The organism is Bacteroides sp. 3_2_5, from assembly GCF_000159855.2.
Lineage (GTDB): Bacteria > Bacteroidota > Bacteroidia > Bacteroidales > Bacteroidaceae > Bacteroides > Bacteroides fragilis.
This window is the reverse complement of record NZ_JH636044.1, coordinates 1,232,765-1,245,352: the sequence shown is the minus strand read 5'-3', so window position 1 is coordinate 1,245,352 and position 12,588 is coordinate 1,232,765. Positions and strand designations below refer to the sequence as shown.

Genomic DNA, 12,588 nt, shown 5'->3' with positions numbered 1-12,588 from the left:
AGAACCTAGATACGACGATCATGAAAGCAAAATATGTATGGGTAGCACTGCTTGCCTTGACTTTCTTCGGATGCGATGATAATACAGGTACTATCGGATGGGATATGCTTCCGGATAGCGACCAAAATATCAATGGAAGATATACGACTTACGAGTTAACTACGAATTCCGACCTATCAGGTCCTGTTTTTGCCAAAACCAGCGTAGGTTATGTGGGAAAATTCACTGATAAAGAATTCGGAGAATACGAAGCCAGTTTCCTCGCACAGTTGAATAGTCCGGATGGAATTTCTTTTCCTTCGGTCTACGATCCGGAAACTAATCCCAAAGGGGTAATGGCAGGAGACTCTATTCACACCGCTGAATTGATCTTATACTATAAAAGTTATTTTGGAGACTCTATCAATCCATGCCGAATGACTGTTTATGAACTGGACGAAAACTTGACCCAGAACTATTATACAGACATCGATCCATTGAAGTATTACAATCCAAACAACTTACTCGCACGAAAAGCCTACACAGCTGTTGACCAATCACTCAGCGATTCCATCAGAAACTCAGATGACTTTTATCCTAATGTCCGTCTAACTTCTGAAGAGATCACGAAACTAGGTAAACGTATCTATCGTTTGAACAGAGATCACCCTGAATATTTTAAAACTTCGGAAGCATTTATTAATAACGTATTCAAAGGTATTTATGCCAAGAATGACTATGGTAACGGAACGATTCTTTATGTTGACCAGATCAACCTGAATGTTGTAATCCGATGCCACGAAAAAGACAGCTTGGGAAATAATCTGAAGAAAAAAAATGGTGCTGACTCTTTATACTACACAACCCGTACTTTCGCTACAACCAAGGAAGTAATTCAAGCCAATAAGTTTGTTAATTCTGAAAAGCTAAACGAAATCGCTAAAAAGACAGACTGTACTTATTTGAAGTCTCCGGCCGGTATCTTCACACAAGCTACATTGCCGATCAATAAGATTTATGAAGAATTAAGCCATGACACCATTAATGCAGTGAAATTGACTTTCAATAGCTACAACCAACCGGACAATGGGAAATTTAGTATGAAAGCACCTACATATGTGTTACTTTTACGTGAGAAAGAACGGCAAAGTTTCTTCGAAGAGAACAAACTTACAGATAACATCACTTCTTATCTGGCCGTACACAATGCTATTATTTCCAATAAACCTACAACCAATCAGTATGTGTTTACCAACTTGACTCGCTTGATTAATGCATGCGTCAACGAAAAGCAGGAAGCCAAGAAAAAAGCAGGAGACAGTTGGAACGAAGCAGCTTGGGAAGCAGCAAATCCGGATTGGAATAAAGTGGTACTTATCCCGGTACTGGTACAGTATGATAGCTCTTCCAATAAGAATATGATCAGCATCCAGCACGATCTACAACCGGGATACGTAAAACTGGAAGGTGGTCCGGACGGTACGAAACTGAAGTTAGAAGTAACTTATACCAACTTCAACGGTAAGCAGTAACAAAATATTCTCAGTATATAATACAATTAAGGCGATGTAAATAAAGAATCATTTACATCGCCTTAATTTTTATGGTCTCATTCTCCTTATGTTTTATGTAAAAAATAACAAGATGTGGCGAACTAAAGCAGAGACGCCTCTTTCTCCATAAAATAGAAAGAGGTTATCTTCCAAAGTCAGCTCCTTACCTTTTCAACTCACTGCTTGTAAATCTACAAAGAAATATCATTTAAAAAATTTGGACTATTACCCTTCTTATCAAGAGATAAGGGTCATTTTATGCCTTTTACTTTTAAACTGTAAATAACAATAAGGGGCTATCCAACTTTTTTGGACAGCCCCTTTCCACCGCTTTAGTTTACGCTAAAGCATGTTCTTGAATCATATTAATCTTCTTTTTTTGCCGTTGCTTTCTTTGCAGCAGGTTTCTTCGCAGCGGCCTTTTTAGGTGCAGCTTTGGGTTCGGCCTTTACTGTTTTTGCAGCCTTTTCCGCTTTTGCCTGCAGCTTATCAACCTCCTTATGTAATTCGGCGATCTCTTCTCCCTGGTTCTTGATAGTTGTCAACAATGAATTCAACTCTTCATTATCGATATCCTCAGGATAGAGAGAATTTACACGTTTAATGAAATCCCCCAAGATATTCATATAGTTAGTAAAGGCATCATAAGGAGAATCATAAATACCACGATTCAGCCACACACCGGTATTCTTGGTCGTCATAAAACGGAAGTTATTGCTGGCTTGCAGATAATCCCAATCCTGCTTGATACGACGATCATCGCAAAGGTGTACACGTTCAGCCACACTGTATAATTTGCTGAAAGCTTCACGCTGCAAAACATTACCCAGCCAGCTGCTCGTATCTCTTTCTTCGTCTACCCACGACATTGGATATGGTACATCCAATTGGGAAACAGATTTCAATTTCGAAATAATCTCCGATGGGGTAGAGAAAGTAATGCCCTTTTCTTTTGCACAATAAGGAAGTGCTTTCAGGAACTCCAAAATATTGGACGATAATGGCTGCGCCATACCCAATGCTTTCAGTTCCATAAAGATATTGATCACTTGTTCTTCTTGTGGTAAAGCATCAATCCAACCGATAAACTTATCGGCAAATAAAGGATACTCACTCCAATCAGAGTTAGAGAAACGCAAACTGATATCATCCGATAACTTGAAGTCTCTTAATAACAATTTCAGACTGGGAGCCTGATTGCAATGATACACGTAATGCGGACTCTTCCAACCCAAAACGTGTTTAGCACCTTCGGTCAGCATGCCCTTGAAACCCATGCTAGCCACCGTAGCACCTATTTCATCCGAATAAATCAAACTGGAGTTACGGAACACTTTCGGAGCTTTACCAAACATCTGTTTCATCTTTTCGCTCTGACGCATTACCTCTTCACGGAAACAGTCCTCATTGGCCAATGATGATAAGCCATGAGAGTATGGCTCTGCCAGGAATTCACAGCAACCCGTATCGTTTAATATATGTAACAGGTCAATTACGGCAGGTGCATGAATTTCGAGCTGTTCCAATGCTACTCCCGAAATAGAAAGGGCTACTTTAAATGCTCCTCCGGAATTCTTCACCATTTCAATCAATGTATTGAGAGCCGGAATATAAGAACGTTCGGCAACCTCATTAATACCTGTCTCATTGGCATAATCATCATAGTAATAATGGTCGGCACCAATGTCGAAGAAACGGTAACGTTTCAGATGAATAATTTGATGTATCTCAAAATAAAGACAGATTGTTCTCATATCTATATTGTTTTATTGTTTTCCATAATTTTTTATAACCTCGTCGTAGATGCCGCGAACCTTGTAGCCTACGTTCTCCCACTTTATTTCGTCCACCTCTTTCTTACCTTCATCACGGAGATACTCGTACATAGCCGGATAGGTACAGATAGAATAAATAGCATCTGCCATAGCGTGGATATCCCAGTAATCGGTCTTGATACATTTTTCCAAGATCTCGGCACAACCGGATTGTTTGGAAATAATGCTTGGTACGCTACACTGCATAGCCTCCAACGGAGAAATACCAAAAGGTTCGGATACCGAAGGCATAATGTATACATCACTGGCCTTCAAGACTTCATATACTTGTTTCCCTTTCATGAATCCCGGAAAATGGAAACGATCGGCAATGCCTCTTTCAGCTGCCAGACGGATCATCTGATCCATCATATCACCACTACCGGCCATCACAAAACGTACATTCCGCGTACGCTGCAATACCATCGCAGCTGCCTCTACAAAATACTCAGGACCTTTTTGCATTGTAATACGTCCCAAGAAGGTAACTACCTTTTCTTTCGGGTTCTTATTAGGTACAATATCCTGTATCTCTTGCGAAAGAGGAGAAACTGCATTGTGCACAGTTGATACTTTCTTCGGATCCTGGAAATATTTATGGATTACTGTTTGACGAGTTAATTCACTCACACACATAATATGATCGGCATGATCCATACCATTTTTCTCAATGGCATAAACTGTGGGGTTCACATTACCACGACTACGGTCAAAGTCAGTAGCATGTACGTGAATCACCAATGGTTTGCCCGATACCTGTTTTGCATGAATACCGGCCGGATAAGTCAACCAGTCATGTGAGTGTATAATTTCAAACTCCTGTTGCCGTGCTATAACTCCTGCAACAATTGAGTAGTTATTGATTTCCTCATGTAAGTTATCCGGATAACGCCCTGAAAATTCAATGCATCCCAGATCATTTGCATTCAGATAATTGAAATCAGCATAAATATGATCGCGCAAGTCAAAATATAATTGAGGATCCATGTAAGAGCCTACACGCCCTTTGACATATTCCCAATCTACATCCCTCCACACAATCGGTGTACTGTTCATACCGATTATTCTCAGAAAACTCTGGTCTTCGTCACCCCAAGGCTTGGGAATACAAAATGTAATCTCCATATCCTCTTGTTGAGACATACCTTTTGTCAAACCATAGCTGGCAGTTCCTAAACCTCCTAAGATATGCGGGGGGAACTCCCATCCAAACATTAAAACTTTCATCTTCGTCCCTCCTCCTATAAATTATATTTAGACAACAGCTTCAAGATACGTAAAATCTCCGCCACATTCATTGCAAACGATACTGCTCCACGCCCTTTAAAAGGTGGATTTCCGTCGAACAATTCCGGCAACGAACCAACACAGTGGCTGGTCATCTCGTCTTCAAGTCCAATCAACTGACGCTCTACAAACGAAATTCCACTCATCTTATAGATTCGCAGATACGCCTCCATGTAGAATCCCATCAGCCATGGCCAAGCCGTACCCTGATGATAAGCATAGTCTCTCTGGATTTGAGGACCTACATAATTCGGATTATATCCGCCGCTCTTCGGACTCAATGTTCGGAGTCCCTTCGGAGTAAGTAATTCCTTCGTCACAATATCGAGTACTTGTTTCTTTTGCACCCGGTCAAGAGGAGAATAATCGAAGGCAACCGTAAATATCATGTTGGGGCGTACACTCCAATCCATCATATTTCCGTCTACATAATCCAACAGATAACCATATTCATTACGAAAGACTTCCACAAAAGACTTTCCAGTTACCTCAGCCTGTGCATCCAGTGAATCTGCCAGCAATCCATTACCGCCTTCACGAACTAAGTCGGCAATAAAACGCAAGGCATTGTACCACAAAGCATTTATCTCTACGATATAACCTGTACGCGGAATAACCGGACGTCCGTTAACCGTGGAATTCATCCATGTGATCGCCCTATCTGCACCATTGGCATACAACAACCCGTTTTCGTGCAAGAACAGATTATCATGTTTGCGCTGACGAATAAAATCGATGATTTCTTCTAACAAAGAACCATATTTGGCACGACATTGTTCACGACTTGTTTCCTTTGCATATTGTTGCAGAGCCCATACGGCCCATAATAATACGTCAGGATCATCCATCTCGTAGATTTTACAGCCTCTCGGTTCACCTTTAATGTAGTTATTGATCGCTTTGCGGGCAGTTTCCATCACGTCTTCAAATTCACCTATCTCATCTACAGCAAGCGTCAATCCGGGCAGCGATACAAACATATCCCGGGCACGACATTTAAACCAGGGATATCCGGCCAAAATATAATGGTCCTCTTCCTGCTTGTTATGGAATTGATGGGCGGAATTCTTTAAACAATGATAGAAACTATCACGTGGCGTACGGTCGGCAACTTCCGCCTCAAAAGTTTGTTTCAATCTGCGGGGAGAAATTTCAGAAATACCGGCAGAGAAAATTATACTTTCTCCTTTCTTTATATCAACTTCAAAATATCCGGGAACATAAAGGTCTTCATTGAAATCATATCCTCTCTCCTGTTCTTTCGGATATTCAATTCCTCTATACCAATTCGGTTCATAATGGAATTCGTTTTTCTTATTCAACTGCATGAACAATTCCGGATAGCCCGGATACATGCAAGTCTTAATGCCGTTTTCTACTAACTGGTAGTCACGACTCGCCTGCGAATTCTCGTGGGTATATTCGCGTACACTACGGAAAGCAAGGAACGGACGAAAACGAAGAGTGGTAGCTGAGTGTGCATCGACCAAGGTATAACGGATCAGAATCCGGTTCTCATGATGTACAAAGATTTTCTCTTTGCGAAGTATGACTCCTCCCACACGGTAAGTTGTTGCCGGAATATGTTCACAGTCAAACTCACGGATATACTTATGTCCATTGGGGCTAAAGTGATTTCCTTGATATTTATGCAATCCCAGGTTAAACTCAGCACCGTGTTGAATTACCGTTTCATCCAAAGAAGATAGCAGCACATGATTTTCATCGTCCAGATTGGGTACGGGAATCACCAGCAATCCATGATATTTGCGTGTGTTACAATCTACAATCGTTGTACAATGATAAGCTCCTGATTTGTTCGTCCGGAGAATCTCCCTTGGTAAAGATTCCTCAAGATTTATCATCAGGGTCTTGTCAAAATGTAAATAACTCATAGTTGTGCATTATTTAAAGGTTAATTATTTCGGTTATCATAGTATATAATATAAGTATGATGCCCAAAAATACGAATTAAAGGTAAATAACAAAATAAAAAGGGACTTTATTTTTTATTTTCAGGGCAAATATTCGTAGCATTGTATAAAATTTAAAGAAATATGCTAATATGAGGCCAGAAATTCGACAAATCCTGCTGACAATGGTACTTCCGCTGTTTCTAATTTTTATCCTCTACATGATAAAGGTTTTAGAGATAGGTATGGACTGGGACTTTACCAGTTTAGGAGTATACCCTTTGTCAAAAAAAGGTATGTTTGGTATTTTCACTCATCCTCTTATACATAGCGGCTTCAAACATTTATTGACCAACACTTTACCACTATTCTTCCTTTCATGGTGTCTTTTTTACTTTTACAGAAGCATAGCTCCCTCTATTTTTCTTATAATCTGGATAGGATGTGGAGCCATTACATTCCTTATCGGCAAGCCTGCCTGGCATATCGGCGCCAGCGGTATTATCTATGGACTGGCTTTCTTTCTTTTCTTCAGCGGACTGTTACGAAAATATATCCCCTTGATTGCCATATCTCTATTAGTTACCTTTCTCTATGGAGGTCTTATATGGAATATGCTCCCCTATTTTACACCATCCGGCATTTCGTGGGAAGGGCATTTAAGCGGAGCTATCATAGGTACCATCTGTGCTTTTTCTTTTATGGGTTACGGCCCGCAAAAACCGGACCCTTTCGCAAATGAAGAAGAAGAGGAATCCGTCTCAGCAACAGATGAAACAGATAATATCGAAACGGATGAAGAAGAAGAAGAACACGAAATCGATGCAGAATAGACTCATCTTACATTATCACAATGTAACAAATGGCCGGTTACTTCTGCAATGCGGCAATCAATAATGTGATATTTGCAGTAAACAGCCTGACAGAAATAGCCAACAAAATGATACCGAAAAACTTACGGATAATATAGATGCCACCTTTCCCCAGAAAACGCTCCACACGCCCTGTCATACTAACGACAAAATAAACCCATAGCATATTCAGGATCAAAGCAATTACAATATTGATACTGGCATACTCGGCCCGTAATGAAAGTAGTGTAGTAAATGCACCGGCACCGGCCAACAACGGGAATACTAAAGGCACCAGCGTTGCCTCTTTTATCGGCCCCTGATTCTTAAAAATTTCCACATCTAAGATCATTTCCAGTGACATCAGGAAAATGACAAATGCGCCTGCAACAGCAAAAGATTCAATATCTACATGAAACAGTTTCAACATAAAGTCACCCGCATAGAAAAAGCCAATCATCAGTGCAAACGAAATAACGGTTGCTTTCGTAGCATTTACGTCCTTCCCTTTCTCTTTCAGATTGATGATAATAGGAATAGAACCAATGATATCAATCACAGCAAAAAGTACGATAAACGCACTGACCATCTGTTGAAAATTAAAGTTTGCAAACATGACTTCCTCCTTTTTTGTGCAAATATACTTCATTTTTATGCATTCCGCAAGAGATTGTTTTATGTAATCACTACCATCTTTAAGAAATAATAAAAAAAACAAAAAGATAGGGAGGATGGTTTCAGCCAACCCCTATAATCGTTACATTTGCTTTCAAATTAGAAGATTACGATATATGGAAACCATGTTCGACACCTTGTTGCAACTCCCCCTTTTTCAGGGACTTTGTCATGAGGATTTCACTAATATATTAGAAAAAGTAAAACTTCACTTCACTCGTCACAAACCCGGAGAACCATTGATAAAAAGTGGTGAGGTCTGTGATCAGTTACTTTTCTTGCTAAAAGGCAGGCTCTCTTCCGTCACCGTATCGGAAGACGACACGCTGACTGTTATTGAATATTTCGAAGCTCCTGCCGTATTAGAACCTTACTCCATGTTTGGAATGAATACCCGGTATATATCTTCCTATATTCCGTACAATGAAGAAGCGCAAATGGTAAGTATCAGTAAATCGTTTGTCATGGGCGAGTTGTTCAAATATGATATTTTTCGTCTTAACTATATGAACATCGTCAGCAATCGTGCGCAAAATCTCTATACACGCTTATGGGATAAAGCTCCCAAAGACATTGAAGACAAAATAATCCGTTTCATTTTAGGACACATTGAGAGAATGACAGGTGAGAAGCTGTTCAAGGTAAAAATGGATGATTTGGCCCGCATGTTGGACGACACCCGCCTGAATGTATCAAAAGCTCTCAACGGACTGCAAGAATTAAATTTGTTGGAACTTCACCGGAAAGAAATCCGCATACCCGATTTATCACTCCTGACAGAATGGAACGAGAAACGATAAATTTCCGGTAGTCTATCGGTCATTCTGTTCCATATTAGTCATCACTCTCACAGAATCTACTCTACAGGCATTGTGTCCCAGCAAACGATAAACAACAATTTGCCTGTCGAGTCTCTGATAAACAAGTCCCGATCCTTTCAAAACCTTTTCCATTACCTTTTGAATGGGTTCTTCCGTAACACAAATACTGATTTCCTCATGAATCTCGTTGTCGATATCACAGGACCATGCAAAGACAAAATCACTTTTTTGCTCGATTTCATCAAAAATCCGGATCATCGGTATACGTTTCAGACTAAAAGAAAATTTCCAGTCCGGCATCTTGCCGTCCTCCGACGGTAAAGCTGCCCCGTTACAGCACATAATGAAAATAAAACCAAACAATACTCTATATTTTATTCTCTGTCTATCAATGTTTTCAGTTCTTACTATACGTTCTCTTTTCATGCTTTGTTCCAGTTGTTATAATACTTAGTTTCAGGCCATTGCATCCCTTCCCGGAGGGCATAATCATGCTTCCCGGCTCTGATACGTAGTCGTGTGTGTAAGTTAGAGGAAGGATATCACTCTATCCTTTTCGTGGGGGTTGTGTGTGCGTATGTCATAGTGTTCAGTGTCATTCCATAGGCTCTACCATTTTATGGGTTCTCAGATATAAAAATAGTCCGTTCTTCTTTCCTGTAATCAGTAGAATACAGCAATGATATAGTTGTCAATACATTATCTATATTATCGGATAAATAAATTTTTCCTGAACACTTCCTACCGGTCAGCCGCTTCTTATCGCCGAAGCTAAACGATAGATTATAATATCTCCCTATCCGGTTCAGTACATCCATGATATTGGCATCATCCAATTCCAGATAGCCTTCTTTCCAACAAGTATATCTGGAAGCACTCACTTTTCTTTTTTCAAATCGCTTGCCATCATAAAGTACTTTTTCATTTGTCTTCATGCGTATTTCAGGACCGGATTCCGGACGGAATCCGACTATTCCATCTACAAGTACACACGAAGGAGTCGGTTCATCTTCATAAGCCGATATATTGAAACGCGTTCCATATACCTGTATATCAAAATGGGCCGTATGCACGATAAACGGTTTTTTACTATCTGCCGTAACTTCGGCATACATTTCACCCTTCAAGCTTACTTCCCGTTTCTCTCCCGAGAAATGAGTAGGAAACTTAAGTACCGAACCGGAATTCAGCCAGATTTCCGTTCCATCTTCCAGTTTAACCTTCGATCGTTTACCATAAGGAACTACCAGTTCATTAACCTCGTCCTGTTCCATTCTGATTCGCTTCTGCCCGCTATTAGGATGATATACCATAGCTGATCCATCTTTGCTCAAGAGCAATTGCACGTTTTGCCGGAACGAAGTTATGCTATCACCGCTAACCAGACGAATATCTTCCGACTTCAAAGGTTGCCAGACAATCTCCGCTTTTTTTTCGACAACAGACGGCACAGGTTCCACTCTCTCATAATGATTCAGATAAGCAACAATTCCTAATGCAATAATGACGCATACGGATACACCATAATAAGCTACCCTCCTGACCGTTCTTTTCCGACGCAACATACGCAGCGAAACATGGATTCGCTGACGCAGGCGTTCATAGTCATCTTTCGAGAGGTGTTCTTGATTCATCCGAACGCTCTTGAATTTTAACCACTGGAAGAACTTTTCTTCGTCTTTCAAAGGATCAATATGTCTGCTATCCCGCTTCGTTTTTTCCATTCAGAACAGGTGCTTTAAGAGTTTAATAACACTATTGTCTGCATAGAACACGAACGGGCGCAGGTTTCATGCCCACTTTTCCCGAATAAAATTTAAAATGGAGCCTTATTTAACCAACATTAATAGAAAGTAAGAGATAGAAGAGCACTAATGTGTTATTGTGCTTCAGTTTAAGTAAGGTCCGATAGAGCAATTTACGACAGGCAGGAACACTGATTTGCATAATCTCTGCAATTTCCTCATAAGAGCATTCCTGCATATAACGTAAATAAATAATCTCGCGCTGGCGTTCGGTAAGTATACTCAGAATCTCGTCAACTTTCTGTGATACTTCCGCCTGCTCTTCCGCTGCGATTATTTCATCCTCTACGGTAATTTTGATTTTATATGGAAGTTCATCGGTAATCTCACCGGTAAGAACCTCCGAGTAGTTTCGTTTGAGTTTATAGGTGTCAATCAACTGGTTTCGCAGGGCACGCAACAAGTAAAATTTAGGATTCTGTATCTCCTGCACTTCTCTTTCGCGGATACATACCCTGCAAAACACATCATGAATGGCATCCATCGCTGTCTGTTTATCAAACCCGAATCCCAAAGCATACGAAAACAAGTCGTCAACATAGTCCTTATAAAGACTATCAACCGTATGTTTCGCTCTCTCTTCTTCCAGGTTTTTTTTCTTTGGCAGCATTGTATAAAGTTTGTAAATGATAAATTTAGCTTTTCAGGGCCTGTATGATATCGTCTAACAAGTCATCAGCCCGCTCCAGCCCCACCGAAAGGCGAATGGTTTTCTGGCTGACATCCATACCTCGACGCTGATCCTCGGTAAACGAACCGTAGATTGTACTTGCCGGATGGATAGCTAACGTTTTATTATCAAATAAGTTCGTTGCCCTACGTATGATTCTCAACCGATTTATGAAACGAAAACATATCTCACGCGACGGAAGATCAAACGTCAACATCGCTCCCGGAAGAGAACCAAACTGGCGGGTACTCAATTCATAAAACGGATTAGATTCCAATCCGGTATAGTTCACCGACTCAATCTCAGGCAGTTCTTGCAAACATTGTGCCAGTTTCAGGCAGGTTTCTGCCTGACGAGCAAACCGTACTTCCATCGTTTCAAGTCCGAGTGTCTGCATATAAGCCACCTGCGGGGTCATATATGCTCCAAGATTACGGTGAACCTCTTTTCTGAGTTTGACAGTAAAAGCCTCCTTCCCGGTATCTGCACTCAGAGCAGCCAACTTAGCGGAATGCTCCCAGTCAAAAGTGCCGTAATCTATAATCAGTCCTCCTATACAGGTAGCTCCTCCCGAAATATATTTCGTACTGGACACAATCTCGATATCAACTCCGAAGTCAGTCGCATGGAATACATGGAAAGGAATCGCTGTCGTATCTGCCAGCAACGGTACTCCGGCCTTATGTGCTATGTCGGCAAGAGCCTTCAGATCGGCCACTTCCAACTGCGGATTGGTAATAACTTCCAAAAAAAGCGCACAAGTATCTCCATCAATCTGTTGCTTCACTTCTTCGGGACATGTCAGGTCACAGAAGCGTACTTCTACCCCAAAAGCTTCCAATGTACTTTTCAGGAATGAATAGGTATTGCCAAATAAATGTGTCGAAGTCACCACATTAGCTCCCGCGCTTGACAGTGTGATCAAAGCATTGCTTATCGCAGCCATCCCGGAGTTCAAAGCTGTCACACTCAGCGCTCCGGTCACTCTTTGCACACGCTGCTCAAAGTACTGTACCGTAGGATTTGTTATGCGTGAATAAGCATGCCCGGCTTTCTGCCCACAGAAAGCAGCTTCCATCTCTTCTGCAGTCTCAAATTCGTAGGCAGCAGTGTGGTACACCGGCATTGAAAGAGAATGATATGCATCCTCTTTTTCAAAAGGAGTATGCAATATTTGTGTCTCAAAACTATTTTTTTTCATCCTGAAAGTCTTTTTATAT

11 protein-coding genes are annotated in these 12,588 nt (G+C 40.9%); 3 read left to right on the top strand and 8 right to left on the bottom strand.

Annotated elements, in window-relative coordinates; translation table 11 throughout:
* Positions 1-20 precede the first annotated feature (20 nt).
* Positions 21-1,511, top strand: a complete 1,491-nt coding sequence (locus BSHG_RS12930; protein WP_005785323.1) for a DUF4270 domain-containing protein — start codon at positions 21-23, stop codon at positions 1,509-1,511.
* A 386-nt stretch (positions 1,512-1,897) separates the two neighbouring features.
* Here BSHG_RS12930 and BSHG_RS12935 read toward each other — a convergent pair whose 3' ends face one another.
* The 3 genes from BSHG_RS12935 to BSHG_RS12945 are packed head-to-tail and all read right to left on the bottom strand — an operon-like array spanning position 1,898 to position 6,528.
* The gene (locus BSHG_RS12935) at positions 1,898-3,286 is read right to left on the bottom strand and encodes a glycoside hydrolase family 57 protein (protein ID WP_005795950.1); all 1,389 of its coding nucleotides are present in this window, start codon (positions 3,284-3,286) and stop codon (positions 1,898-1,900) included.
* 12 nt (positions 3,287-3,298) lie between these two features.
* A complete protein-coding gene (locus BSHG_RS12940; protein ID WP_008767983.1) occupies positions 3,299-4,573 on the bottom strand; it encodes a glycosyltransferase family 4 protein in 1,275 nt (424 codons plus the stop codon).
* Positions 4,574-4,587: 14 nt separating this feature from the next.
* Positions 4,588-6,528, bottom strand: a complete 1,941-nt coding sequence (locus BSHG_RS12945) for a glycogen debranching enzyme N-terminal domain-containing protein (RefSeq protein WP_008658808.1) — start codon at positions 6,526-6,528, stop codon at positions 4,588-4,590.
* Positions 6,529-6,698: 170 nt separating this feature from the next.
* Here BSHG_RS12945 and BSHG_RS12950 point away from each other — a divergent pair, with 170 nt between their 5' ends.
* A complete protein-coding gene (locus BSHG_RS12950; protein ID WP_008658807.1) occupies positions 6,699-7,379 on the top strand; it encodes a rhomboid family intramembrane serine protease in 681 nt (226 codons plus the stop codon).
* A 37-nt stretch (positions 7,380-7,416) separates the two neighbouring features.
* Here BSHG_RS12950 and BSHG_RS12955 read toward each other — a convergent pair whose 3' ends face one another.
* On the bottom strand, positions 7,417-8,013 hold the full coding sequence (locus BSHG_RS12955; RefSeq protein ID WP_005775732.1) for a MarC family protein: 597 nt from the start codon (positions 8,011-8,013) through the stop codon (positions 7,417-7,419).
* 115 nt (positions 8,014-8,128) lie between these two features.
* On the opposite strand from BSHG_RS12955, the gene BSHG_RS12960 reads away from it, so the two are divergent.
* Positions 8,129-8,872 carry a Crp/Fnr family transcriptional regulator gene (locus BSHG_RS12960; RefSeq protein WP_005795954.1) on the top strand — a complete coding sequence of 248 codons (744 nt, stop codon included), beginning with the start codon at positions 8,129-8,131 and terminating at the stop codon, positions 8,870-8,872.
* Between the two features lie 12 nt (positions 8,873-8,884).
* Here the strand turns inward: BSHG_RS12960 and BSHG_RS12965 are convergent, their stop codons facing one another.
* The 4 genes from BSHG_RS12965 to BSHG_RS12980 all read right to left on the bottom strand — a co-directional run bounded on the left by BSHG_RS12965 (position 8,885) and on the right by BSHG_RS12980 (position 12,569).
* Positions 8,885-9,319, bottom strand: coding sequence for an STN domain-containing protein (locus tag BSHG_RS12965; protein ID WP_005785307.1), 435 nt, complete (start codon positions 9,317-9,319; stop codon positions 8,885-8,887).
* Positions 9,320-9,510: 191 nt separating this feature from the next.
* On the bottom strand, positions 9,511-10,617 hold the full coding sequence (locus tag BSHG_RS12970) for a FecR family protein (protein ID WP_005795956.1): 1,107 nt from the start codon (positions 10,615-10,617) through the stop codon (positions 9,511-9,513).
* Positions 10,618-10,726: 109 nt separating this feature from the next.
* Positions 10,727-11,308 carry an RNA polymerase sigma factor gene (locus BSHG_RS12975; protein WP_005795958.1) on the bottom strand — a complete coding sequence of 194 codons (582 nt, stop codon included), beginning with the start codon at positions 11,306-11,308 and terminating at the stop codon, positions 10,727-10,729.
* Between the two features lie 25 nt (positions 11,309-11,333).
* Positions 11,334-12,569: a PLP-dependent transferase gene (locus tag BSHG_RS12980; RefSeq protein ID WP_005795960.1), complete on the bottom strand. Its 1,236-nt coding sequence runs from the start codon at positions 12,567-12,569 to the stop codon at positions 11,334-11,336.
* Positions 12,570-12,588: the final 19 nt, after the last annotated feature.

Bases quoted from the DNA above. Each gene is read 5' to 3' on its own strand.
- BSHG_RS12930 (WP_005785323.1), top strand. From the start codon at position 21: ATGAAAGCAAAATATGTATGGGTAGCACTGCTTGCCTTGACTTTCTTC.
- BSHG_RS12935 (WP_005795950.1), bottom strand. From the start codon at position 3,286: ATGAGAACAATCTGTCTTTATTTTGAGATACATCAAATTATTCATCTG.
- BSHG_RS12940 (WP_008767983.1), bottom strand. From the start codon at position 4,573: ATGAAAGTTTTAATGTTTGGATGGGAGTTCCCCCCGCATATCTTAGGA.
- BSHG_RS12945 (WP_008658808.1), bottom strand. From the start codon at position 6,528: ATGAGTTATTTACATTTTGACAAGACCCTGATGATAAATCTTGAGGAA.
- BSHG_RS12950 (WP_008658807.1), top strand. From the start codon at position 6,699: ATGAGGCCAGAAATTCGACAAATCCTGCTGACAATGGTACTTCCGCTG.
- BSHG_RS12955 (WP_005775732.1), bottom strand. From the start codon at position 8,013: ATGTTTGCAAACTTTAATTTTCAACAGATGGTCAGTGCGTTTATCGTA.
- BSHG_RS12960 (WP_005795954.1), top strand. From the start codon at position 8,129: ATGGTTTCAGCCAACCCCTATAATCGTTACATTTGCTTTCAAATTAGA.
- BSHG_RS12965 (WP_005785307.1), bottom strand. From the start codon at position 9,319: ATGAAAAGAGAACGTATAGTAAGAACTGAAAACATTGATAGACAGAGA.
- BSHG_RS12970 (WP_005795956.1), bottom strand. From the start codon at position 10,617: ATGGAAAAAACGAAGCGGGATAGCAGACATATTGATCCTTTGAAAGAC.
- BSHG_RS12975 (WP_005795958.1), bottom strand. From the start codon at position 11,308: ATGCTGCCAAAGAAAAAAAACCTGGAAGAAGAGAGAGCGAAACATACG.
- BSHG_RS12980 (WP_005795960.1), bottom strand. From the start codon at position 12,569: ATGAAAAAAAATAGTTTTGAGACACAAATATTGCATACTCCTTTTGAA.